Raw genomic sequence first — 23,140 nt, 5'->3', positions numbered from 1 at the left:
GCGCCTAATTACTCGAACCAGTGGGCTCGGGCGGCCATGATCAACTTGCCGGCACGCTCTTCGTCGATGCCGTCGATGTCGAGCAGATCGTCGATCGACTGCTCGGCCAGGTCTTCGCGGTTAACCACGCCGCGCACCGCCAGTTCGGCCGCCAGGTCCTTGTCCATGCCCTCGAGGGAGAGCAGGTCTTCGGCCGGATGGGCGTCTGCCAGTTTTTCTTCGGTAGCGATGGCCTTGGTCAACAAACGGTCCTTGGCTCGAGCGCGGAGCTCATTGACGATTTCTTCGTCAAAGCCATCGATGTTGAGCATTTCTTCCAACGGTACGTAGGCAATTTCTTCAAGGTTGGTGAAGCCTTCGTCGACCAGCACTTGTGCCAGTTCTTCGTCGACTTCCAGTTCCTCAACAAAATTACGCAGGATGTCGCCGGTTTCAGCCTGTTGCTTGGCCTGGATGTCCGACTCGGTCATCACGTTCAGGGTCCAGCCGGTCAGCTGACTGGCCAGACGAACGTTCTGACCGCCACGACCAATGGCCTGAGCCAGGTTGTCGGCACCAACGGCGATATCCATCGCATGGGCGTCTTCGTCAACGATGATCGCGGCAACCTCTGCCGGCGACATGGCGTTGATGACGAACTGCGCCGGGTTCTCGTCCCAGAGGACGATATCCACACGCTCGCCACCCAACTCGCCGGATACGGCTTGGACGCGCGAACCACGCATGCCGATACAGGCACCTTGTGGGTCGATGCGCTTGTCCTTGGAGCGGACGGCGATCTTGGCACGCGATCCCGGATCACGGGAGGCGGCCATGACTTCGATGAGGCCTTCGGCGATTTCCGGCACTTCGATGCGGAACAGCTCGATCAGCATCTGCGGCGCGGTGCGCGACAGGATCAGCTGCGGGCCACGGTTCTCGGTGCGGATTTCCTTGAGCAGTGCACGCAGGCGCACACCGACCCGGAAGGTCTCACGGGGGATGATGTCTTCACGGGCCAGCAGCGCTTCGGCGTTGTTGCCCAGGTCGACGATGACGTTGTCGCGGGTGACCTTCTTCACGGTACCGGAGATGATCTCGCCAACGCGTTCGCGGTAGGCGTCGACCACCTGGGCGCGCTCAGCTTCGCGAACCTTCTGCACGATGACTTGCTTGGCGGTTTGCGCAGCAATGCGACCGAACTCGATCGATTCGATCTTCTCTTCGATCACGTCGCCAACTTTGGCTTCAGGATGACTTTCCTGAATTTTTGCTGGCCAGACCTCGATTGCCGGATCATCCAGATCCGCTTCCTCGACGACCGTCCAACGACGGAACGTTTCGTAGCTACCGGTGTGGCGGTTGATTTCCACACGCAGGTCGACTTCGTCCTCAAAACGCTTTTTGGTTGCAGTGGCCAGAGCCACTTCCAGCGCCTCGAAAATGACGCCGGGCGGTACACCCTTTTCGTTGGATACCGATTCAACAACCAGCAGTACTTCTTTGCTCATCGTACGCCTCGCCTTGCGCAAGCCATTGGGCCCGTAAATTTCCGCCGGGCCCGGCACGTCTCAGTCAAAACTGGGAATAATATTGGCCTTGTCGATCGAGTCGATCGGCAGCAGGAACTCATGGTTATCCACCTGGACCACCACATCCTGCTCCTCCACACCGCGGAGAAGGCCCTGGAAGTTACGACGACCTTCAAAGGGCGTACGCAGCTTGATCTTCACTTGCTCGCCGGCATGCGAGGCAAACTGTTCCAGAGTGAACAGCGGGCGATCCATGCCTGGAGAGGAAACCTCGAGGGTGTATTCACTGCTGATCGGGTCTTCCACATCCAGGATGGCGCTGGCCTGACGGCTGACCGCTTCGCAGTCCTCCACCAGAATGCCGCCTTCCTTGTCGATGTAGATACGCAGTACCGAATGCTTACCTTGGGAGACGTATTCGATCCCCCAGCACTGATAGCCCAGCCCCTCGACCACTGGGGCCAACAAGGCCTGCAACTGTTCTAGCTTGCTCGACACCTGAACCCCCTCGTGCATGCTGTGCAAATAAAAAATGGGCGAAGCGCCCATCCCTGAAAGCGCCGTAGGACAACGACGCCGAAAACTGTTGGCTAGCAAAAAGCCCCTGAAAAGGGGCTCCGCTGAAGCTGGTTGCGGGGGCTGGATTTGAACCAACGACCTTCGGGTTATGAGCCCGACGAGCTACCAAGCTGCTCCACCCCGCGACAAAGCTGGGGCGAAAGTATAAGACCGAACCCCCTTGAGGGTCAATCCAACCTCCACCTACAAGAAAGCCCGCTTAAAGCGGGCTCTCTTGCTTCAATTGGTACCGAGAAGGGGACTCGAACCCCTACACCCTATGGGCACAACCACCTCAAGGTTGCGTGTCTACCAATTCCACCACCTCGGCAATACTACATTTGAAACCCGTTACTGCTGCTCTTTCGCCGGAGGAGGTACATCACCAGAGTTGGTGGTTTCGCTCTTCTGCTGCTGGAGCACCGGTACATCATCGTTGACTGCCGGCTTTTGCTCTTTGACTTCCAGCACTGCTGGATCTGGCAGACCAGCTTGAGTCAGCTGGTGAGCCTGCTGCTTGGCGAAGTATCCTAACCCAAGTGCAGTCAAAAAGAAAGTGGCGGCAAGTATAGCAGTAACTTTACTCAAAAAGGTAGCGGAACCTTGGCTTCCGAACACAGTATTTGAAGCACCTGCGCCGAAAGATGCACCTGCTTCCGCACCTTTACCCTGTTGCAGCAGCACCATTACTACCAGTGCCAACGCCGCCAACAGATGAAAAACAACTACGACTGTTTCCAGCATTGTTCAGTTTCCTGCGGCGCGACAAATTGCACCGAATTCGTCTGCATTCAGGGACGCTCCACCAATGAGCCCCCCATCGATATCCGGCATGCCGAACAGTTCGGCCGCATTGGCCGCCTTCACGCTGCCGCCGTAGAGAAGCTGCACGTTAGCTGCAACTTCGGCGTCCTTCGCCGCCAACTGCTTACGGATGGCTGCATGCACATCCTGGGCTTGCTGTGGCGAGGCCGTCAAACCAGTACCGATGGCCCATACAGGCTCATAGGCAATTACTGCGTTGGCAAAAGCGGCAATACCGAACGCGTCGATAACACTGCTTAGTTGACGCCCTACAACTTCAAGCGTCTTGCCTGCCTCGCGCTCTTCGAGAGTTTCCCCTATACAGAGCACTGGCGTCAAACCACTTTTCTGAGCAGCTGCAAACTTTTGATTCAGCACTTCGTTAGTTTCACCAATAATTTGGCGACGCTCGGAATGCCCGACCAGAACATATTTGCAACCAACTTCAGCCAACTGACTCGGTGCAACTTCGCCGGTCAGCGCGCCTTGTTCAGGCTGTACAGCAGAATTCTGTGCGCCGACGGTGATCCCCTTTCCTTCCAGGCCCTTGATCACTTGATCAATGAACAGGGATGGCGGAAACACCGCGACTTCCACACCGCTTGGCAGGGGCAGATTGCCCAAGCCCTGAGTCAGCTCAGCGACGCTGGCGCGGGTACCGTGCATCTTCCAGTTACCAGCTACCATGGGGCGACGCATGCTTTACCTCGTCGGTCAAAGTGGGCGCAGATCTTACCCAACCCGATCTGCGCTGGCAAGCCTCTTCAGGCACAAACTTCAGCGACCAGCTTGGCCAGGGCTTCGGCATGGCCACGCACCTGGTTTTCGTCGTCGCCTTCGACCATCACGCGCACCAGTGGCTCGGTGCCGGACTTGCGCAACAGCACGCGCCCGCGGCCCGCCATGTCTTCGGTAGCCTTGTCGCTTGCGGCTTTCACCAGCGGGTTTTTCAACGGGTCGCTCTTGCCTGCTTCGAAGCGCACATTGATCAATACCTGAGGGCACTTGCGCACGCCTTGGCGCGCCTGGGCAAGGGTTTCGCCGCGACGCTTGAGGGCCATCAGCACCTGCAGCGCGGCGATGATCGCATCACCGGTGGTGGTGTGGTTGCAGCACACGACATGCCCGGAGTTTTCACCCCCCAGCAGCCACTCGCGTTCAATCAGTTCGGCCATGACATAGCGGTCGCCGACTTTCGCCCGCACGAACGGAATGTCCAGTTCCTTGAACGCCAGCTCCAGGCCAAGGTTGCTCATCAAGGTACCCACCACGCCACCCTGCAGCTTGCCGCGCTCGTGCAGGTCGCGGCCGATGATGTACAGCAGCTCATCACCGTCGACGATGGCGCCGGTGTGATCGACCATCAGCACCCGGTCACCATCGCCGTCAAAGGCGATACCCAGGTCGGCATGCCCAACCAGTACCGCAGCCTGCAACGACTCGATGTGCGTCGAACCGCAGCCTTCGTTGATGTTCAGGCCATCCGGTGCGGCATGCAGCACCGTCACATCGGCGCCCAGCTCACGGAACACGCTGGGGGCAACTTTGTAGGTGGCGCCGTGGGCGCAGTCCACCACGACCTTGAGGCCTTCGAAACTGGTGCTGGTAGGCACGCTGCTCTTGCAGAACTCGATGTAGCGGCCGGCCGCATCGTTGATGCGCGAAACCTTGCCCAGCTTGCCCGAATCGACGACGGTCATCGGCTGGTCGAGCAACTCCTCGATCATCAACTCGACTTCGTCCGGCAGCTTGGTGCCATTGCCCGAGAAGAACTTGATGCCATTGTCGTCGTGCGGGTTGTGCGACGCACTGATGACGATACCGGCTTCGGCGTGGAAGGTGCGGGTAAGGTAGGCGATCGCCGGGGTCGGCATCGGCCCGAGCAGCATCACATCGGCACCGGCGGCAGAAAGGCCAGCCTCGAGCGCCGACTCGAACATGTAGCCGGAGATACGGGTGTCCTTGCCGACCAGCACACGGCAGTGACCCTGCTTGCGGAAGGCCATGCCCGCGGCCCAGCCGAGTTTCAGCATGAAGTCCGGGGTGATGGGGAACTGGCCAACGCGACCACGGATACCATCGGTACCAAAGTATTTTCTGCTCATAGGGACTCCAGTTTTCTTATTCGGCGCTCTGCACGGCGGCGATCATGCGCACTACATCGACCGTTTCGGCGACATCATGAACGCGCAGGATGCTCGCGCCCTTGGTCATGGCCAGTGCCGCCAGCGCCAGGCTGCCGTAGAGCCGCTCACCTACCGGGCGATCCAGCGTGAGGCCAATCATGCTCTTGCGCGAGACGCCCACCAACAGTGGCCGCCCGAGGCGGTAAAGCGCTTCCATGTGTTTGAACAGGCTCAGGTTGTGCTCGAGGGTCTTGGCAAACCCAAACCCGGGATCGAGGACGATACGATCGGCGTCGATGCCGACCGCCGCACAGGCCGCCATGCGCTGCTCAAGGTAGCGCGTGACGTCGGCGGTCACATCCTCGTAATGCGGATTGTCCTGCATGTTGCCCGGCTCGCCGCGCATGTGCATCAGGCACACCGGCAACCCTGTAGCGGCAGCGGCATCAAGCGCACCGTCGCGCTCCAGGGCGCGCACGTCGTTGATCAGGCCGGCACCAACGCGTGCCGACTCGCGCATGACTGCGGGCGTCGAGGTATCCACGGAGATGATCACATCAAGGCGGCTGCTGATCGCTTCAACGATGGGCGCCACGCGCTCCAGCTCCTCGAGGGGCGAAACAGCCCGGGCACCGGGGCGCGTGGACTCGCCGCCGACATCGACCAGGGTCGCGCCTGCGGCCACCATTGCCTCGGCGTGACGCAGCGCCGCGTCGCGCTGGCTGAAGCGCCCGCCGTCGGAGAAGGAATCGGGGGTGATATTGAGGATACCCATGACATGGGTACGGGACAAATCAAGAACCCGGTTGCCGCAAGGCAACCGGGTCGGGTACTGCTGTGAACTCATGGCTACCCTTAGTGTTGAGCCGCTGGGCCGCCGATCGGCGACTCCGGACGATCACCCTGGGAGGCCTGGTTGCCGGAAGTGCCGGCATCATTGTCCCAGTCACGCGGTTCACGCGGAGTGCGGCCCGCCATGATGTCGTCGATCTGGTCGGCATCGATGGTTTCGTACTTCATCAATGCTTCGGCCATGGCGTCGAGCTTGTCACGGTTGTCGGTGAGGATCTGCTTGGCCGTGGCGTAGCACTGATCGATGATCGCGCGCACTTCCGAGTCGATCATCTTGGCGGTCTCGCCCGACACGCTGGCGTGCTGGCTGCCGGCGCTGCGGCCGAGGAACACTTCGCCCTCTTCTTCCGCGTACATCAGCGGCCCGAGCTTCTCGGACAGGCCCCACTTGGTGACCATGTTCCGGGCAATCTGGCTGGCACGCATGATGTCGTTGGAGGCACCGGTGGTGACGCCATCGAAGCCCAGGGTCATTTCTTCGGCGATACGGCCACCGTACAGCGAGCAGATCTGGCTGATCAGGGCGCGCTTGGACAGGCTGTAGCGGTCCTCTTCCGGCAGGAACATGGTCACACCCAGCGCGCGACCACGCGGGATGATCGACACTTTGTAGACAGGATCATGCTCAGGTACCACGCGACCAACGATGGCGTGACCGGCTTCGTGATAAGCGGTGTTCTGCTTCTCTTTCTCGGACATGACCATGGTCTTGCGCTCGGCGCCCATCATGATCTTGTCCTTGGCCAGCTCGAACTCCTTCATCTCGACCACGCGCTTGCTGGCGCGGGCGGCGAACAGCGACGCCTCGTTGACCAGGTTGGCCAGGTCGGCACCGGAGAAACCAGGGGTGCCGCGAGCAATGACCGCCGGGTTGACGTTCTCGCCAATCGGCACCTTGCGCATGTGGACCTTGAGGATCTGCTCACGGCCACGGATGTCCGGCAGGCCGACCACCACCTGGCGGTCGAAGCGGCCCGGGCGCAGCAGCGCCGGGTCGAGTACGTCCGGACGGTTGGTCGCGGCGATGACGATGATGCCATCGTTCATCTCGAAGCCATCCATCTCGACCAGCAGCTGGTTGAGGGTCTGCTCACGCTCGTCGTGACCGCCGCCCATGCCGGCGCCACGGTGGCGACCGACGGCATCGATTTCGTCGATGAAGATGATGCAGGGGGCGTGCTTCTTCGCCTGCTCGAACATGTCGCGCACACGGCTGGCACCGACACCGACGAACATTTCAACGAAGTCGGAACCCGAGATAGTGAAGAACGGCACTTTGGCTTCACCGGCGATGGCCTTGGCCAGCAGGGTCTTACCGGTACCAGGTGGGCCCACCATCAGCACGCCACGCGGGATACGGCCACCCAGGCGCTGGAACTTGCCCGGGTCGCGCAGGAACTCGACCAGCTCGCCGACCTCTTCCTTGGCCTCGTCGCAACCCGCGACGTCAGCCAGCGTGGTCTTGACCTGGTCTTCGGAGAGCAGGCGCGCCTTGCTCTTGCCAAAGCTCATCGGGCCGCCTTTACCGCCGGCACCGCCCTGCATCTGGCGCATGAAGAACATGAACACGGCGATGATCACCAGGATCGGGAAGCTCGCCACCAGCAACTGAGTCCAGATGCTCTGCTGCTCGGGCTGCTTGCCCTCGACGGTCACGTGGTTGTCGACCAGATCGCCGATCAGGCCGTTGTCGGTGATGGCCGGACGCACGGTCTTGAAGTTGTCGCCGTCGGTGCGCTTGCCGGTAATGATGTAGCCGTCGACGGTCACGCGCTCGACCTTGCCATCCTTGACCTGCTGGATGAAGTCGGAATAGTTGAGGGTCTGCGGCTCGTTAGGGCTGGAGAAGTTGTTCATCACCGTCACCAGGACGGCGGCGATGATCAACCACAGGATCAGATTCTTTGCCATGTCGTTCAATTCGCTACCCTCTGAGGCCGGCGCACGACGCAGCCGTGCCTCGCATGATATTCATCGCCCTAACTTACTACATTACCTACGCAACCGCAGGCACCGTCTGTAACCCTTTGTGAAAGCTAGACTACACGAAGTTCGGACAATCCAGACGGGGCGGCTGATTGGAATTAACTATCGGCCACCCCGCAGCACGCCTTTCATGCCCCTTTGAAACCCTTGCCCAACAGGTACTGTTCGCGGGAGCGATCCCGCGAGGACGATGGCTTGCGCATCTGCACCTTGTCGAACTTGCTGCGCACGTCCTTCAGGTACATGTCGAAACCTTCGCCCTGGAAGATCTTGATCAGGAAATCCCCGCCTGGCTTGAGCACGCGGGTTGCCAGATCCAGGGCCAGCTCACAGAGGAACATGGCGCGCGGCATGTCCACCGCGGGCGTACCACTCATATTGGGGGCCATATCGGAAATCACAAGGTCTACGTGCGAATCGCCGACCGCTTGCAGGATTTGCTGCAGCACTTCGTCCTGGGTGAAGTCACCCTGGATGAAGGTCACGTCCGGGATCGAGTCCATTTCCAGGATGTCCGAAGCGATCAACCGCCCTTGGCCACCAATCAGACGACTGGTCACCTGCGACCAGCCACCTGGCGCTGCCCCGAGGTCGATCACGCTCATGCCGGGACGGATCAGGCGGTCTTTCTCCTGGATCTCCAGCAGTTTGTAGCTCGCACGCGAGCGGTAGCCATCCTTCTGCGCCTGTTTCACAAAAGGGTCGTTGAAATGCTCGCGCAGCCAGTTTGCGCTGCTTTTGGAACGTTGTACCACGGGGCACCTCGATGATATGCGTCGTGTTTGACTGGGCGGAGCCAGGGGCCCTCGGGTAAAATGCCCGTCAATTTTACAGAATCAGACGAAAAGGGTCAGATTATGCCGCTCAATAACGAGCAGAAGAAGCAATACAAGTCCATTGGTCATGACCTGAAGCCGGTCCTGATCGTTGCTGGCAACGGTGTGAACGAAGGCGTCGCCGCCGAACTGGAGCGCGCCCTGGCCGATCACGAGCTGATCAAGGTCGAAATCCGTTCGGAAGACCGTGAAGAGCGCGCCGCCGCGATCGCCGAACTGTGCAAGGTCGGCCGCGCCGAGCTGGTGCAGACCATCGGCAAGAAAGCGCTGATCTACCGCAAGAACCCACAGCCGAACAAGCAGCTGTCCAACATCCACCGCTTCAAGTAAGGGTGGAGCCGATCAGTGGCGCGCCTTGCGCGCCCTGACCGGAACTGGCTGGGCCACCAGCACGATGCCGGAAAAACCCAGCACCAAGAAGCAGAACATCTGCCAGCGTTCACCCACGGAAATACCGTAGCGCAGCGTGTAGTAGCTGACACAGGCAGCAAAGCCAAGCAGCAACATCTGCCCACGGAACTGCCGCCACCAGGCCGCCAGGCCGTCCACCCTCGCCAATACCGCCAGCTGGGTCAACAGCCCGAGCATCGCCACGCCGATCAACCAGCGGTCGATCTGCCCGGCCACATCATGCACCAGCAGCGGCGCAAGGCCACTGACCTTGAGCGCCGGCACCAGCCCCACATGGAAAACCCACAGGCCACCGACCCAGAATACCTGGGCCAGTTGCCAGAGGATCCCCTCGAGGGATGGCGCCCGCAGGCGCCGGTCAGATGTGCTTGACTTCGACAATCTCGTACTCGACCGTGCCACTTGGCGTCTTGACGACGACGATGTCACCTTCTTCCTTGCCGATGATGGCACGGGCAATTGGCGCACCCGCCGAGAGCTTGCCCTTCTTGATGTCGGCTTCGTCCTCGCCGACGATCTGGTAGGTCACCTGATCGCCGGTCTCGGTGTTTTCCAGGTCCACGGTGGTCCCGAAAATCACCTTGCCGGTGTGAGCGATAGTGGTCACGTCGATCACCACCGAGTTCTGCAGGCGGCCTTCGATATCACGGATACGCGCCTCGACCATGCCTTGCTCTTCGCGGGCGGCGTGGTATTCGGCGTTTTCCTTGAGGTCACCCAGCTCACGGGCTTCACCGATCGCCTGGCTCAGGCGCGGGCGCTCGGTCTTGCTCAGGAACAGGTGCTCCTCTTCCAGGGCGCGAGCGCCCTGGACGGTCATCGGGTACTTGGTAATGCTCATGCTTTAAGTCCTGCATGCAGATCCTGCAAGCGACGAACGGTCTTTTCAGGGCCGAATTTCAGCGCTTCGCAGATGGCTTCACCGGCCGCAATGGTAGTGGTGCAGTAAATCTTGTGCTGCAGCGCATTGCGACGAATCGAGTACGAGTCGGCGATCGACTGGCGGCCTTCGGTGGTGTTGATGATCAGCGACACTTCGTCGTTCTTGATCATGTCGACCACGTGCGGACGACCTTCGGTCACCTTGTTAACGCGACGCACCTTCAGGCCAGCAGCCTCGATGATCTTCGCGGTGCCAGCAGTGGCGACCACTTCGAAGCCCAGGGCGATCAGGTCGCGGGCAACGCCAGCCACTTGTGGCTTGTCGTCGTCACGCACGCTGATGAACGCGGTACCGCCGGTCGGCAGCACTTCGCTGGCGCCCATCTGGGCCTTGGCGAAGGCTTCACCGAAGCTGTCACCGACGCCCATCACTTCACCGGTCGATTTCATCTCAGGGCCGAGGATCGGGTCAACCCCTGGGAACTTGGCGAACGGGAATACCGCTTCCTTGACGCTGTAGAAGTTCGGGATAATTTCCTGGGTGAAGCCCAGCTCTTTCAGGGTTTTGCCGGCCATGACACGGGCGGCGATCATCGCCAGCGAAGTGCCGATGCACTTGGAAACGAACGGCACGGTACGCGAAGCGCGCGGGTTGACTTCGATCACGTAGATCTTGTCGCCCTGCAGGGCCAGCTGCACGTTCATCAGGCCAACCACGCCCAGCTCCAGGGCCATCTTCTTGACCTGGTCGCGAACCTGGTCCTGCACGTCCTGGCTCAGCGAGTACGGCGGCAGCGAGCACGCCGAGTCACCGGAGTGAACGCCGGCCTGCTCGATGTGCTGCATGATCGCGCCGATTACCACGTCGGTGCCGTCGCACACCGCATCCACGTCCATCTCGATGGCGCAGTTGAGGAAGTGGTCGAGCAGTACCGGGCTGTCGTTGGACACCTGCACCGCTTCACGCAGGTAGCGTTTCAGCTCGTCCAGCTCGTAGACGATTTCCATGGCACGGCCGCCCAGTACGTAGGACGGACGCACCACCAGCGGGTAACCGATCTTGCCAGCGGCAACGATGGCTTCGTCTTCGCTGCGCACGGTGGCGTTTGGCGGCTGCAGCAGGCTCAGGCGCTGAACCATCTGCTGGAAGCGCTCGCGGTCTTCGGCGCGGTCGATGGCGTCAGGGCTGGTACCGATGATCGGCACGCCAGCTTCTTCCAGGGCGCGAGCCAGTTTCAGCGGGGTCTGGCCGCCGTAGTGGACGATGACGCCCTTCGGCTTCTCGACGCGGCAGACTTCCAGCACGTCTTCCAGGGTCAGCGGCTCGAAGTACAGGCGGTCGGAGGTGTCGTAGTCGGTGGAGACGGTTTCCGGGTTGCAGTTGACCATGATGGTCTCGTAACCGTCTTCACGCAGGGCCAGTGCCGCGTGCACGCAGCAGTAGTCGAACTCGATGCCCTGGCCGATACGGTTAGGGCCACCACCGAGGATCATGATCTTGTCACGGGTCGACGGGTTGGCCTCGCACTCTTCCTCATAGGTCGAGTACAGGTAGGCGGTGTCGGTGGCGAACTCGGCGGCGCAGGTGTCGACGCGCTTGTACACCGGGAACACTTCCAGCTTGTGGCGGTGACGGCGCAGGTTCTTGTCGGTGATGCCCAGCAGCACGGCCAGACGCTGATCCGAGAAGCCCTTGCGCTTGAGGCGCAGCATGTAGTCCTTGTCGATCGCCGACAGGGCCAGGGTCTTGACCTTCTCTTCTTCCTTGATCAGATCTTCCATCTGCACCAGGAACCACATGTCGATGCCGGTCAGGGCAAAGATTTCTTCGCAGGTCATGCCCGAACGCATGGCGTCGGCCACGTACCAGATACGCTCGGCGCCCGGCACGGTCAGCTCGCGCTTGAGGATGCTGGCAGCCTCAGGGCTGGCCAGGTCGACTTTCGGGTCGAGGCCGCAGGCGCCTACTTCCAGGCCGCGCAGGGCTTTCTGCAGGGATTCCTGGAAGGTACGGCCGATGGCCATGACTTCACCCACGGATTTCATCTGGGTGGTCAGGCGGGCGTCGGCTTTCGGGAATTTCTCGAAGGCGAAGCGTGGCAGCTTGGTGACGACGTAGTCGATCGACGGCTCGAAGGAAGCCGGGGTGCGGCCGCCGGTGATGTCGTTCTGCAGTTCGTCGAGGGTGTAACCAATGGCCAGCTTGGCGGCGATCTTGGCGATCGGGAAGCCGGTGGCCTTGGAAGCCAGGGCAGACGAACGCGATACGCGCGGGTTCATCTCGATCACGACCATGCGGCCAGTGTTCGGGCAGATACCGAACTGCACGTTGGAACCGCCGGTTTCAACACCGATCTCACGCAGCACCGCCAGCGAGGCGTTGCGCATGATCTGGTATTCCTTGTCGGTCAGGGTCTGCGCTGGAGCAACGGTGATCGAGTCACCGGTGTGCACGCCCATCGGGTCGAAGTTTTCGATCGAGCAGACGATGATGCAGTTGTCCTTTTTGTCGCGGACCACTTCCATCTCGTACTCTTTCCAGCCGATCAGCGATTCGTCGATCAGCAGCTCTTTGGTCGGCGACAGGTCCAGACCGCGGGTGCAGATTTCTTCGAACTCTTCACGGTTGTAGGCGATACCGCCGCCGGTGCCACCCATGGTGAAGGACGGGCGAATGATGCACGGGAAGCCAAGCTTCTCGAGCACCGCGTTGGCCTCTTCCATGCTGTGGGCGATACCGGAGCGCGGGCACTCCAGGCCGATGTCTTTCATGGCCTTGTCGAAGCGCGAACGGTCTTCAGCCTTGTCGATGGTGTCGGCGTTGGCACCGATCATCTCCACGCCGAACTTCTCCAGAACGCCGTGGCGCTCCAGGTCCAGGGCGCAGTTCAGTGCAGTCTGGCCACCCATGGTCGGCAGCACCGCGTCCGGGCGCTCTTTCTCGATGATCTTGGCCACCGACTGCCATTTGATCGGCTCGATGTAGGTAGCGTCGGCCATGGCCGGGTCGGTCATGATGGTGGCCGGGTTGGAGTTCACCAGGATGACGCGGAAACCTTCCTCGCGCAGGGCCTTACAGGCCTGGGCGCCGGAGTAGTCGAATTCGCAGGCCTGGCCGATCACGATCGGGCCAGCGCCGAGAATCAGGATGCTTTTGATGTCTGTACGTTTTGGCATGGTTGTCACTCAAATCCGCGGGTCAGTCGGCAAGCCGTCTTGAACAATCTGGGTCAGGCGCTTCCGGGCGCGGCACACGCCGCCCCGGGGCCTTGCAGCAGGATGCTCAGCGGCGCTTGGCCATGGCATCGATGAAACGATCGAACAGTGGCGCGACGTCGGTCGGGCCTGGGCTCGCTTCAGGGTGGCCCTGGAAGCTGAACGCGCTCTTGTCGGTGCGCTCGATACCCTGCAGGGTGCCGTCGAACAGCGACTTGTGGATGGCGCGTACGTTAGCCGGCAGCGTGGCTTCGTCAACGGCGAAACCGTGGTTCTGGCTGGTGATCATGACCACGCCGGTGTCCAGGTCCTGGACCGGGTGGTTGGCACCGTGGTGGCCGTGGCCCATCTTCACGGTCTTGGCGCCGGAGGCCAGGGCCAGCAGCTGGTGGCCGAGGCAGATGCCGAACACCGGGATCTCGGTGTCGAGGATCTCTTTGATCGCCTGGATGGCGTAGTCGCATGGCTCGGGATCGCCAGGGCCGTTGGACAGGAACACGCCATCGGGGTTGAGCGCGAGCACTTCGCTGGCCGGGGTTTGCGCCGGCACCACGGTCACGCGGCAGCCGCGAGCAACCAGCATGCGCAGGATGTTCAGCTTGACGCCGTAGTCGAAGGCGACCACGTGGTACGGCAGGTCGGCGGCTTCGAGGGTCGGGTGGCTGTCGGTTTTCAGCTCCCACACGCTGGAGCGCCACTCGTAGCGCTCTTTGGTGGAAACGACCTTGGCCAGGTCCATGCCCTTCAGGCCCGGGAAGGCGCGGGCAGCGGCGATGGCCTGCTCTTCGGTGATGTTGTCACCAGCGAGGATGCAGCCGTTCTGAGCGCCTTTTTCACGCAGGATACGGGTCAGGCGACGGGTGTCGATGCCAGCGATGGCGACGACATTGTTGGCCTTGAGGTAGTCAGGCAGCGACTGGGTGTTACGCCAGTTGCTGGCCAGCAGCGGCAGGTCACGGATGACCAGGCCGGCGGACCAGACGCGGTTCGACTCGGCGTCTTCCGGCGTGGTGCCGGTGTTGCCGATGTGCGGGTAGGTCAGGGTAACGATTTGCTGGGCATAGGAAGGGTCTGTAAGGATTTCCTGGTAGCCGGTCATAGCAGTGTTGAACACCACCTCACCAACGGTCTGACCGTCGGCACCGATGGCTTCACCGCGAAAAATACTGCCGTCGGCAAGGGCGAGTATGGCTGGCTTTGTCAAGAAGACCTCCCGTAGATCAAGCATGAAAGGGCGATCGCAGGTTGCAAAAAAGCGGAGTGACGTATGGACACGTCACCCCGCTTTCATGTGCTGAATTCAATTCGCTGCGCGCTTTTAGTGGACACACTAAAGCTGTAGCTTACAGAAAAGTGCGTTTTGGGTCTACCGCAGATGTGCCTCTAAAACACATGAATGCGACAGGCTGACTTCGGCGGCGACCTCTTCGCGGGTAAACCCGCTCCCACAGGGACCGCGCACCTTCAGCCCTGCGCCATCTCTGTGGGAGCGGGTTTACCCGCGAAGAAACCAATGCCGCGCTAACGGCTCAACGCAGCTCGAGCACATCCTGCATGTCGTACAGCCCAGGCTCACGCCCATCCAGCCACAGCGCGGCACGTACCGCACCCTTGGCGAAGGTCATGCGACTCGACGCCTTGTGGGTGATCTCCAGGCGCTCACCTTCGGCGGCGAACAGCACGGTGTGATCACCGACCACGTCGCCGGCACGCACCGTGGCAAAACCGATGGTCTTGCGGTCACGGGCGCCGGTCTGGCCTTCACGACCATAGACCGCGACTTCCTGCAGGTCACGCCCCAGTGCATTGGCGACCACTTCACCCATGCGCAGCGCAGTACCCGAAGGTGCATCGACCTTGTGCCGGTGGTGCGCCTCGATGATCTCGATATCCACGTCATCACCCAGCACCCGAGCTGCCATGTCCAGCAGCTTGAGGCTCAGGTTGACGCCCACGCTGAAGTTGGCGGCGAAGACGATCGGGATCTCCCTGCCCGCCTCGGCCAGTTGCTCTTTCTCTTCAGGCGTGAAACCGGTGGTACCGATGACCATGGCCTTGCCCGCCTTGCGGCAGAACGCCAGGTTCTTCAGGGTCACCGAAGGGTGGGTGAAGTCGATCAGCACATCGAATTCGTCGACCACCTTGGCCAGGTCGTCGCAGATCGTCACGCCGATCCGGCCCAGGGCCGCCAGCTCACCGGCATCAGCCCCGACCAGCGAGCTGTCGGGACGATCGATCGCCGCCGTCAGGCCGGCCTGTGGCGCCTGTTGCTGCACCGCCTCGACGAGGGTCTTGCCCATCCGCCCTGCCGCGCCCATCACTGCAATACGTCGCATAGCCTGTTCCTTGTCAGAGATCGCCGAAGAAGCGCTTCACGCCTTCGAACCAGCCACTGGCCTTGGGCGAGTGGGAGCTGTCGCCCTCGAGGGAGGCACGCAGCTCTTCGAGCAGCTCGCGCTGGCGACGACTGAGATTGACCGGGGTTTCCACCGCCACGCGGCACAGCAGGTCACCCGCCGCACCGCCACGCACCGGCGCCACACCTTTACCGCGTAGGCGGAACTGCTTGCCGGTCTGGGTGCCTTCCGGGATTTTCAGCTTCACGCGGCCGTCCAGGGTCGGCACTTCCAGCTCGCCGCCCAGGGCTGCGTCGGTGTAGCTGATCGGCACTTCGCAGTACAGGTGCTTGCCGTCGCGCTGGAAGATGCCGTGCTCACGCACGCTGACCACCACGTACAGGTCGCCGGTCGGGCCGCCATGAGCCCCCGCCTCGCCTTCGCCGGACAGGCGAATGCGGTCGCCGGTATCGACGCCAGCCGGCACCTTGACCGACAAGGTCTTGTATTCCTCGACACGGCCTTCGCCATGGCAGGAATTGCAAGGGTCGGTGATGATCTTGCCCTGGCCATGGCAGCGCGGGCAGGTCTGCTGCACCGAGAAGAAGCCCTGCTGCATGCGCACCTGGCCGATACCGCCACAGGTCGGGCAGGTCGACGGGGTCGAGCCCTTCTTGGCGCCCGAACCGTCGCACGGCGCGCAGTTGACAAGGGTAGGCACGCGAATGCTGACCGTGGTGCCACGCACCGCTTCCTCAAGATTCAGCTCAAGGGTGTAGCGCAGGTCGCTGCCGCGCTGAGCGCCGCCACGCGAGCCACCACGGCCGCCACCAAAGAAGTCACTGAAGACATCGCCGAAGATGTCGGAGAAGTTGGCGCCGCCGAAGCCCGCACCACCGCCACCCATGCTCGGGTCGACGCCGGCGTGGCCGTACTGGTCGTACGCCGCGCGCTTGCTGGCATCAGACAACACTTCGTAGGCCTCGTTGGCCTCCTTGAAGCTGTCTTCCGACGCCTTATCACCGGGGTTGCGGTCCGGGTGGTACTTCATCGCCAGGCGGCGATAGGCCTTCTTGAGATCACCTTCGCTGGCGCCTCGCTCGACACCCAGGACCTCATAAAAATCACGCTTTGCCATAGGTCATTTGCACTCTTGTGGGCGTTCGGCACACGGTGCGCAATCATTGCGTCGTGCCGTCAGCACCTGCCGCCATACGCGAATGCGCCCAGACAGATGCTGTAAATAATTCTCGTGTTCCAGACACGCCAACGCGGGAGCAAGCCCCCGCGCGGCGACATCCTACCAGCTCACCGGCAAACGCCGCTGAGCTGGCCGACAACATGCAGGCATTACTGCTTGTTGTTGTCTTTTACTTCTTCGAACTCGGCGTCAACCACGTCATCGTGCTTGGCTTCTGGCTCGGCCTGCTGCTGGGCGCCGCCCTGCGGCTGCTCGGCCTGCTCTGCGTACATCTTCTGAGCAACCGGCGCGGAAACCTTGGACAGCTCCTCGACCTTGGCGTCGATGGCAGCCTTGTCGTCGCCTTTGACGGCGGCTTCCAGGGCAACCACGGCAGCCTCGATGGCAGTCTTCTCTTCGGCAGTGACCTTGTCACCAGCCTCATTGACCATCTTGCGGGTCGAGTGAACCAGCGCGTCACCCTGGTTACGGGCTGCGGCCAGCTCTTCGAACTTGCGGTCTTCCTCGGCATTGGCCTCGGCGTCACGCACCATTTTCTCGATCTCTTCGTCGGACAGGCCGGAGTTGGCCTTGATCACGATCGACTGAGCCTTGCCGGTGGCCTTGTCTTTGGCGCCGACGTGCAGGATGCCGTTGGCGTCGATGTCGAAGGTCACTTCAATTTGTGGCACGCCGCGTGGTGCTGGCGGAATGTCAGCCAGGTCGAACTTGCCCAGCGACTTGTTCTGCGAAGCTTGCTTGCGCTCACCCTGCAGCACGTGGATGGTCACGGCGCCCTGGTTGTCGTCGGCGGTCGAGAACACCTGCGACTTCTTGGTCGGGATGGTGGTGTTCTTCTCGATCAGCGCAGTCATCACGCCACCCATGGTTTCGATACCCAGGGTCAGCGGGCTGACGTCCAGCAGCAGTACGTCTTTGACGTCACCGGCCAGTACGGCGCCCTGGATGGCAGCACCCATGGCCACGGCTTCGTCAGGGTTGACGTCTTTACGCGCTTCTTTACCGAAGAAGTCGGCAACGGCCTTCTGCACCATCGGCATACGGGTCTGGCCACCGACCAGGATCACGTCGTCGATCTTGCTGGCATCGATGCCGGCGTCTTTCAGAGCGATGCGGCATGGCTCGATGGTACGGTTGACCAGGTCTTCGACCAGCGACTCCAGCTTGGCGCGGGAGATCTTCACGTTCAGGTGCTTAGGACCGGTGGCATCTGCAGTGATGTACGGCAGGTTGACGTCGGTCGACTGAGCCGAGGACAGCTCGATCTTGGCCTTTTCAGCGGCTTCTTTCAGGCGCTGCAGGGCCAGCGGATCGTTCTTCAGGTCCATGCCGGACTCTTTCTTGAACTCGTCGACGAGGTAGTCGATCAGGCGCATGTCGAAGTCTTCGCCACCCAGGAAGGTGTCGCCGTTGGTGGCCAGTACTTCGAACTGGTGCTCACCGTCGACTTCGGCGATTTCGATGACCGACACGTCGAAGGTACCACCACCCAGGTCATAGACGATGACGGTGTGGTCGCCCTTGGCCTTGTCCATGCCATAAGCCAGCGCGGCGGCGGTCGGTTCGTTGATGATGCGTTTCACGTCCAGGCCAGCGATGCGGCCGGCGTCTTTGGTCGCCTGGCGCTGGCTGTCGTTGAAGTAGGCCGGCACGGTGATGACCGCTTCGGTGACTGCCTCGCCGAGGTAGTCTTCGGCGGTCTTCTTCATCTTCTTCAGGACTTCGGCGCTGATCTGCGGCGGAGCCATCTGCTTGTCGGCGGCCTCAACCCAGGCGTCACCGTTGCCGGCCTTGACGATCTTGTAAGGCACCAGCTTGATGTCTTTCTGTACTACCTCTTCGTCGAAACGGCGGCCGATCAGGCGCTTCACCGCGAACAGGGTGTTGTGCGGGTTGGTGACTGCCTGGCGCTTGGCCGACTGACCAACCAGGATCTCGCCGTCGTTGGCGTAGGCGATGATCGAAGGCGTGGTACGCGCGCCTTCAGCGTTCTCGATGACTTTGGCGGTGCCGTTTTCCAGCACGGAGACGCAGGAGTTGGTGGTCCCCAGGTCGATACCGATGATTTTGCCCATGTTAACTCTCCCGAAACTTGAATTTGGTCGCAGCGACTACACAAGACGACTGCGGAAATACTTGAGTGCTTGACACCTAGATGGGGATGCCCAGCAGGATTTCAAGCCTTCTCGTTGATAGATGGCTGAGCTGCCGCCGGCGCCTTGCTGACCACCACCATGGCGGGGCGCAGCAGACGGCCGTTGAGCAGGTAACCCTTCTGGAACACGTTCAGCACGCTGTTCGGCTCGACCTCGGCGCTTTCCTGCATGGCCATCGCCTGATGGTGCTCGGCGTTGAACGGCTGGCCGTGCGGGTCGATGGCTTCGAGGTTGTAGCGCTTGAGGGTGTCCTGGAACATCTTCAGGGTCAGCTCGATGCCATCGCGCATTGGCTTGATGGCCTCGTCGTCGGCGCTGGACAGCTCCAGGCCACGCTCCAGGCTGTCGATGATCGGCAACAGGTCGCCGGCGAACTTCTCCAGGGCGAACTTGCGGGCCTTGTCGACTTCCTGCTCAGCGCGACGAACGCTGTTCTGCGCTTCTGCAGCGACGCGAAGGGATTGATCCTTGGCGGCGGCCAGCTGCTCCTCGAGCTCCAGAACGCGGGCGTCGGCGGTAGCTGCAACGGCCTCTTCGGGGTTCAGGTTCTTTTCATCCAGCTGTTCGTCAGCCATTGGGTATCTCCTCCACAATTTCTGTTGTGCGAGCCAGGCTCGCCTTGTCTTGCCGGCTATATGGGGTCGGAAAAACCAGGTTCAAGGGCTGCGCGGGAAATCCACATTCATCAGCCGGGCATTGTCAGACCAGCAAAAAGCACTGTATAAATATCCAGACAACATCTTCGGGAGCCGCCCACATGCTGGTGCACCTGTCCATTCACAACTACGCCATCGTCGAACACCTCGACCTCGAACTCGCCCGCGGCATGTCCGTCATCACTGGCGAAACCGGGGCCGGCAAATCGATCATGCTCGACGCCCTCGGCCTGGCGCTGGGCGATCGTGCCGATAGTGGCGTGGTACGCCCAGGCGCAGATAAGGCGGACATCCTCGCCACCTTCGACCTGGTGGACATCCCCGAGGCCCATGGCTGGCTCGCCGAACGCGACCTCGAGAGCGACGGGCCCTGCATCCTGCGCCGAGTGATCACCGCCGAGGGCCGCAGCCGCGGCTACATCAATGGCACGCCCTGCCCGCTCGGTGACCTCAAGGCCCTGGGCGAGCTGCTGATCGACATCCACAGCCAGCACGAACATCAGTCCCTGCTCAAAACCGACACCCACCGCCGCCTGGTGGACGAGTATGCCGGCGCCATCGACCTCGCTCGCCAGGTACAGCTTGCAGCCAAGCGCTGGAACCAGACCCGCCAGGAGCTCGAGCGCCTGAGCAACTCCGGCGACGAGCAGCGCGCACGCCACCAGCTGCTGAGCTACCAGCTCGAAGAACTGGACAACCTCGGGCTCGGCGAAAACGAGCTGGAGCTGCTGGAGCAGGAACACAAGAACCTGACCAACGCCGAGGCACTGTTCGGCATCTGCCGCCAGGTTATCGACCAGTGCAGCGAAAGCGACTCGGGCAACGTACTCAGCGCCCTGACCGTCAGCCTCAACCGCCTCACCGCAGTCAGCAATGCACCCAGAGCCCTGGGCGAGGCGGTCAACCTGATCGCCAGCGCACAAATCCAGGTGGAAGAAGCCGTCGGTGAACTGAACCGCTTCCTCGACAACTTCGATGCCGACCCACTGCGCCTGCAGGCACTCGAAGAGCGGCTCGACACTATCTATACCCTCGCCCGCAAGCACCGCGTGCACCCCACCGAGCTGCCGCAGCTGCAGCAGCGCCTGATGGAAGAGATCGAAGGCCTGAATGCCAGCGATGAATCGATCGAACGCCTCGGCGAAGAGCTGGCAGCCTTTGCCCAACACTATAAAGAGCGGGCCCGCGAACTGAGCGCCCTGCGTGAACAGGCCGCCAAACAGCTTGCCACCGCTGTGGAGCAGGAAATCCAACGCTTGGGCATGCCGGGCGGGCGCTTCAGCATCGCGCTTACCCCCTTCGACAATGGTGACCTCTCACCCCACGGGCTGGAGCAGATCGAACTGCTGGTCAGCGCCAACCCGGGGCAGCCGCTCAAAGCCTTGGCCAAGGTGGCCTCGGGCGGCGAGCTGTCGCGCATCAGCCTGGCGATCCAGGTGATCACCGCACAGACCTCGCGCATCCCCACGCTGGTGTTCGACGAAGTGGACGTCGGCATCGGCGGCCCCACCGCCGAGATCGTCGGCCAGTTGCTGCGCCGCCTGGGTGAACGCGGCCAGGTACTGACCGTGACCCACCTGCCGCAGGTAGCGGCGCAGGGGCACCACCACCTGTTCGTGCACAAGGTGCGCAACAGCGACACCACCCACACCGCCGTGGCCAGCCTGGCCAAGCGCGAGCGGGTCGAGGAAGTGGCGCGGATGCTCGGCGGCATCGACCTGACCAAAGAATCGCTGGCTCATGCACGCAAGATGGTAGTGACCAGCAAAACTTGAGGTCGCGTGATCCGTGGGAGCGGGCTTGCCCCGCGATAGCGCCAGCAAGAACAACATACAGTGCCGAGTTGACGCCATCGCGGGGCAAGCCCGCTCCCACATGGACCGCGCTAACCTCGAGGCAAGCATCGTACCTGTGGGAGCTGGCTTGCCAGCGATGAGGCCAGCACTGACAGCATAAGACAGTTGCTCCCACGCCCCCTCAACCACTTCTTAGAAAGCACAAAGGCGACCCGAAGGTCGCCTTTGTCGTCAGTAACGAGCTAAATCGTTACTTCTTTTTACGCACATAGAGGACCAGATTGTGGTCCACCAGCTCGAAGCCGTGCTCGGCAACGATCTCTTTCTGGCGCTTCTCAATTTCGGCATCGAAGAATTCAATGACTTCACCGCTGTCCACGTTGACCATGTGGTCGTGGTGCTTGCCATCCGCCAACTCGAACACTGCATGGCCGCCATCGAAGTTGTGACGCTCCACCAGGCCAGCCGCTTCGAACTGAGTCAGCACGCGGTACACGGTCGCCAGGCCGACATCTTCGCCAGCTTCCATCAGTGCCTTGTAGACATCCTCCGCACTCATGTGACGCTGCTCGGCGGAGTCGAGCATCTGAAGAATCTTGACTCGAGGCAGGGTTACCTTGAGGCCCGCTTTGCGCAATTCGCTATTTTCAACCATGGTCAGCTTTCTCGCCGATGCTGCTTCGCAGCTTCTCTTAATACGGGTATGATCGGGGTTTACGTTGTCCAGCCAAGATAGTGGAAGTCGCCCACCGATGCAAAACACCAAGCTCTTGCTAACCAGCCTCACCCTAGTGGGACTGCTCGCACTCGCCGGTTGCTCGTTTCCCGGGGTTTACAAAATCGACATCCAGCAGGGCAATGTCGTCACGCAGGACATGATAGACCAATTACGCCCGGGAATGACCCGCCGGCAAGTAAGGTTTATCATGGGCAACCCGCTGATCCAGGACCCCTTCCACACCAATCGGTGGGACTACCTGTACAGCCTGCAGCCTGGTGGCGGTCAGCGCCAGCAAGAGCGCATGAGCATTTTCTTCAACGAGAGCGACCAACTGGTCAGCCTGGCCGGCGACTTCATGCCAGGCGTCAGCCGCGACCAGGAAATCCTTGGCGGCAGCGGCGATACCACGGTCAGCCCGGCGCACCAGCCAAGCCAGCAACCGGAAAAACCGGCCAAACCAGGCTCGCTGGAAGAGACACTGCAAAAAGAGATCGACACCATCGAGACCACCCCGGTCCCGACGCCAGCACCGCTGGACACCTCGCCGCAATAACCGCAGGCGACAACGAAAAAGCCCGGACACTGTCCGGGCTTTTTATTGGGCGACCGCCTGGCAGGCTTAAGTGACTGCCGACGCCTTAGGCATTCAGTTGCTTGGCACGCTCGCAGAACGCATCAACCATGGTATTGGCAGCCTGATTGAACAGCGGCCCCAAGGTTGCGCGCACCAACGCACCGGCATAGTCGAACGACAGATCGAGGCTGATCTTGCAGGCCTTCTCGCCAAGCGGCTTGAACACCCACAAGCCATGCAACTGGGAGAACGGGCCCTCTTCAAGGTTCATTTCGATCGACTGCCCCGGCACCAGCACATTGCGCGTGACGAAGTGCTGGCTGATGCCACCTTTGGCCACCTCCAGCCTGGCGCGCATGTGCGTGTCGCTGCTCTCGATCACCGTCGAGGCCGAGCACCAAGGCAAAAACGCCGGGTAGCTGGCCACATCGTTGACCAGGTCGTAGAGCGCCTGGGCAGGGTAAGGCAGCAGGGCGGAGCGTTGAATATGGGTAGTCATCCAGGCGTCACTTCCAAAC

General features: G+C 61.4%; 21 protein-coding genes and 2 tRNA genes. 3 read left to right on the top strand and 20 right to left on the bottom strand.

Annotated elements, in window-relative coordinates:
- Positions 1 to 8: 8 nt before the first annotated feature.
- The 10 genes from nusA to rlmE form a co-directional block, all read right to left on the bottom strand.
- The gene (gene nusA, locus EJA05_RS03905; RefSeq protein WP_125462540.1) at positions 9 to 1,490 is read right to left on the bottom strand and encodes a transcription termination factor NusA; all 1,482 of its coding nucleotides are present in this window, start codon (positions 1,488 to 1,490) and stop codon (positions 9 to 11) included.
- Positions 1,491 to 1,550: 60 nt separating this feature from the next.
- A complete protein-coding gene (rimP, locus tag EJA05_RS03900) occupies positions 1,551 to 2,009 on the bottom strand; it encodes a ribosome maturation factor RimP (protein ID WP_016391791.1) in 459 nt (152 codons plus the stop codon).
- Positions 2,010 to 2,138: 129 nt separating this feature from the next.
- Positions 2,139 to 2,215, bottom strand: a tRNA-Met gene (locus EJA05_RS03895).
- Between the two features lie 99 nt (positions 2,216 to 2,314).
- Positions 2,315 to 2,400 (bottom strand) — tRNA-Leu (locus EJA05_RS03890).
- Between the two features lie 20 nt (positions 2,401 to 2,420).
- Positions 2,421 to 2,813, bottom strand: a complete 393-nt coding sequence (gene secG / locus EJA05_RS03885; protein ID WP_011532138.1) for a preprotein translocase subunit SecG — start codon at positions 2,811 to 2,813, stop codon at positions 2,421 to 2,423.
- 3 nt (positions 2,814 to 2,816) lie between these two features.
- On the bottom strand, positions 2,817 to 3,572 hold the full coding sequence (gene tpiA, locus EJA05_RS03880) for a triose-phosphate isomerase (RefSeq protein WP_125857396.1): 756 nt from the start codon (positions 3,570 to 3,572) through the stop codon (positions 2,817 to 2,819).
- A gap of 65 nt (positions 3,573 to 3,637) precedes the next feature.
- A complete protein-coding gene (glmM, locus tag EJA05_RS03875; RefSeq protein WP_125462538.1) occupies positions 3,638 to 4,978 on the bottom strand; it encodes a phosphoglucosamine mutase in 1,341 nt (446 codons plus the stop codon).
- A 16-nt stretch (positions 4,979 to 4,994) separates the two neighbouring features.
- Entirely contained in the window at positions 4,995 to 5,846 is an 852-nt protein-coding gene (gene folP / locus EJA05_RS03870) for a dihydropteroate synthase (protein ID WP_125857395.1), read from the bottom strand.
- 8 nt (positions 5,847 to 5,854) lie between these two features.
- Positions 5,855 to 7,762, bottom strand: a complete 1,908-nt coding sequence (ftsH, locus tag EJA05_RS03865) for an ATP-dependent zinc metalloprotease FtsH (RefSeq protein ID WP_110995204.1) — start codon at positions 7,760 to 7,762, stop codon at positions 5,855 to 5,857.
- A 203-nt stretch (positions 7,763 to 7,965) separates the two neighbouring features.
- Positions 7,966 to 8,592, bottom strand: coding sequence for a 23S rRNA (uridine(2552)-2'-O)-methyltransferase RlmE (gene rlmE / locus EJA05_RS03860; RefSeq protein ID WP_011532133.1), 627 nt, complete (start codon positions 8,590 to 8,592; stop codon positions 7,966 to 7,968).
- A gap of 102 nt (positions 8,593 to 8,694) precedes the next feature.
- On the opposite strand from rlmE, the gene EJA05_RS03855 reads away from it, so the two are divergent.
- Complete coding sequence (locus EJA05_RS03855) at positions 8,695 to 9,003, top strand: YhbY family RNA-binding protein (RefSeq protein ID WP_027595032.1); 309 nt, start codon at positions 8,695 to 8,697, stop codon at positions 9,001 to 9,003.
- Between the two features lie 12 nt (positions 9,004 to 9,015).
- Here the strand turns inward: EJA05_RS03855 and EJA05_RS03850 are convergent, their stop codons facing one another.
- The 8 genes from EJA05_RS03850 to grpE all read right to left on the bottom strand — a co-directional run bounded on the left by EJA05_RS03850 (position 9,016) and on the right by grpE (position 19,450).
- Positions 9,016 to 9,465 carry an MFS transporter gene (locus EJA05_RS03850; RefSeq protein WP_110995202.1) on the bottom strand — a complete coding sequence of 150 codons (450 nt, stop codon included), beginning with the start codon at positions 9,463 to 9,465 and terminating at the stop codon, positions 9,016 to 9,018.
- On the bottom strand, positions 9,443 to 9,925 hold the full coding sequence (gene greA / locus EJA05_RS03845) for a transcription elongation factor GreA (RefSeq protein WP_189654514.1): 483 nt from the start codon (positions 9,923 to 9,925) through the stop codon (positions 9,443 to 9,445). Before greA ends, EJA05_RS03850 begins: the two co-directional genes overlap by 23 nt.
- Entirely contained in the window at positions 9,922 to 13,143 is a 3,222-nt protein-coding gene (gene carB / locus EJA05_RS03840; RefSeq protein WP_125857394.1) for a carbamoyl-phosphate synthase large subunit, read from the bottom strand. Before carB ends, greA begins: the two co-directional genes overlap by 4 nt.
- A 106-nt stretch (positions 13,144 to 13,249) precedes the next feature.
- A complete protein-coding gene (carA, locus tag EJA05_RS03835; RefSeq protein ID WP_125857392.1) occupies positions 13,250 to 14,386 on the bottom strand; it encodes a glutamine-hydrolyzing carbamoyl-phosphate synthase small subunit in 1,137 nt (378 codons plus the stop codon).
- A gap of 325 nt (positions 14,387 to 14,711) precedes the next feature.
- Positions 14,712 to 15,518 (bottom strand): 4-hydroxy-tetrahydrodipicolinate reductase, encoded by an 807-nt coding sequence (dapB, locus tag EJA05_RS03830; protein WP_125462533.1) that lies wholly within the window; start codon positions 15,516 to 15,518, stop codon positions 14,712 to 14,714.
- Positions 15,519 to 15,531: 13 nt separating this feature from the next.
- Complete coding sequence (gene dnaJ, locus EJA05_RS03825) at positions 15,532 to 16,656, bottom strand: molecular chaperone DnaJ (RefSeq protein WP_125857391.1); 1,125 nt, start codon at positions 16,654 to 16,656, stop codon at positions 15,532 to 15,534.
- 212 nt (positions 16,657 to 16,868) lie between these two features.
- Positions 16,869 to 18,794 (bottom strand): molecular chaperone DnaK, encoded by a 1,926-nt coding sequence (dnaK, locus tag EJA05_RS03820; protein WP_125857389.1) that lies wholly within the window; start codon positions 18,792 to 18,794, stop codon positions 16,869 to 16,871.
- 101 nt (positions 18,795 to 18,895) lie between these two features.
- A complete protein-coding gene (grpE, locus tag EJA05_RS03815) occupies positions 18,896 to 19,450 on the bottom strand; it encodes a nucleotide exchange factor GrpE (protein ID WP_125857388.1) in 555 nt (184 codons plus the stop codon).
- Positions 19,451 to 19,632: 182 nt separating this feature from the next.
- Here grpE and recN point away from each other — a divergent pair, with 182 nt between their 5' ends.
- Positions 19,633 to 21,306 carry a DNA repair protein RecN gene (gene recN / locus EJA05_RS03810; RefSeq protein ID WP_125857386.1) on the top strand — a complete coding sequence of 558 codons (1,674 nt, stop codon included), beginning with the start codon at positions 19,633 to 19,635 and terminating at the stop codon, positions 21,304 to 21,306.
- A gap of 271 nt (positions 21,307 to 21,577) precedes the next feature.
- On the opposite strand, the gene fur is transcribed toward recN, so the two are convergent.
- A complete protein-coding gene (gene fur / locus EJA05_RS03805) occupies positions 21,578 to 21,982 on the bottom strand; it encodes a ferric iron uptake transcriptional regulator (protein WP_028691268.1) in 405 nt (134 codons plus the stop codon).
- 97 nt (positions 21,983 to 22,079) lie between these two features.
- On the opposite strand from fur, the gene EJA05_RS03800 reads away from it, so the two are divergent.
- Positions 22,080 to 22,601 (top strand): outer membrane protein assembly factor BamE, encoded by a 522-nt coding sequence (locus tag EJA05_RS03800; RefSeq protein WP_110995194.1) that lies wholly within the window; start codon positions 22,080 to 22,082, stop codon positions 22,599 to 22,601.
- Between the two features lie 85 nt (positions 22,602 to 22,686).
- On the opposite strand, the gene EJA05_RS03795 is transcribed toward EJA05_RS03800, so the two are convergent.
- Complete coding sequence (locus EJA05_RS03795) at positions 22,687 to 23,121, bottom strand: type II toxin-antitoxin system RatA family toxin (RefSeq protein WP_110995193.1); 435 nt, start codon at positions 23,119 to 23,121, stop codon at positions 22,687 to 22,689.
- Between the last annotated feature and the right edge of the window lie 19 nt (positions 23,122 to 23,140).

The sequence above is a fragment of the Pseudomonas oryziphila genome (genome assembly GCF_003940825.1).
GTDB lineage: Bacteria > Pseudomonadota > Gammaproteobacteria > Pseudomonadales > Pseudomonadaceae > Aquipseudomonas > Aquipseudomonas sichuanensis.
Note: the sequence above shows the minus strand (reverse complement) of the source record. Positions and strands in the feature narration are given on the sequence as shown.

What these genes read in the sequence shown, in the direction of transcription:
- ftsH (WP_110995204.1), bottom strand. Translation starts at nt 7,762, where the DNA reads ATGGCAAAGAATCTGATCCTGTGGTTGATCATCGCCGCCGTCCTGGTG.
- glmM (WP_125462538.1), bottom strand. Translation starts at nt 4,978, where the DNA reads ATGAGCAGAAAATACTTTGGTACCGATGGTATCCGTGGTCGCGTTGGC.
- tpiA (WP_125857396.1), bottom strand. Translation starts at nt 3,572, where the DNA reads ATGCGTCGCCCCATGGTAGCTGGTAACTGGAAGATGCACGGTACCCGC.
- grpE (WP_125857388.1), bottom strand. Translation starts at nt 19,450, where the DNA reads ATGGCTGACGAACAGCTGGATGAAAAGAACCTGAACCCCGAAGAGGCC.
- carB (WP_125857394.1), bottom strand. Translation starts at nt 13,143, where the DNA reads ATGCCAAAACGTACAGACATCAAAAGCATCCTGATTCTCGGCGCTGGC.
- dnaK (WP_125857389.1), bottom strand. Translation starts at nt 18,794, where the DNA reads ATGGGCAAAATCATCGGTATCGACCTGGGGACCACCAACTCCTGCGTC.
- dapB (WP_125462533.1), bottom strand. Translation starts at nt 15,518, where the DNA reads ATGCGACGTATTGCAGTGATGGGCGCGGCAGGGCGGATGGGCAAGACC.
- EJA05_RS03855 (WP_027595032.1), top strand. Translation starts at nt 8,695, where the DNA reads ATGCCGCTCAATAACGAGCAGAAGAAGCAATACAAGTCCATTGGTCAT.
- recN (WP_125857386.1), top strand. Translation starts at nt 19,633, where the DNA reads ATGCTGGTGCACCTGTCCATTCACAACTACGCCATCGTCGAACACCTC.
- greA (WP_189654514.1), bottom strand. Translation starts at nt 9,925, where the DNA reads ATGAGCATTACCAAGTACCCGATGACCGTCCAGGGCGCTCGCGCCCTG.
- fur (WP_028691268.1), bottom strand. Translation starts at nt 21,982, where the DNA reads ATGGTTGAAAATAGCGAATTGCGCAAAGCGGGCCTCAAGGTAACCCTG.
- EJA05_RS03795 (WP_110995193.1), bottom strand. Translation starts at nt 23,121, where the DNA reads ATGACTACCCATATTCAACGCTCCGCCCTGCTGCCTTACCCTGCCCAG.
- dnaJ (WP_125857391.1), bottom strand. Translation starts at nt 16,656, where the DNA reads ATGGCAAAGCGTGATTTTTATGAGGTCCTGGGTGTCGAGCGAGGCGCC.
- EJA05_RS03800 (WP_110995194.1), top strand. Translation starts at nt 22,080, where the DNA reads ATGCAAAACACCAAGCTCTTGCTAACCAGCCTCACCCTAGTGGGACTG.
- nusA (WP_125462540.1), bottom strand. Translation starts at nt 1,490, where the DNA reads ATGAGCAAAGAAGTACTGCTGGTTGTTGAATCGGTATCCAACGAAAAG.
- secG (WP_011532138.1), bottom strand. Translation starts at nt 2,813, where the DNA reads ATGCTGGAAACAGTCGTAGTTGTTTTTCATCTGTTGGCGGCGTTGGCA.
- folP (WP_125857395.1), bottom strand. Translation starts at nt 5,846, where the DNA reads ATGAGTTCACAGCAGTACCCGACCCGGTTGCCTTGCGGCAACCGGGTT.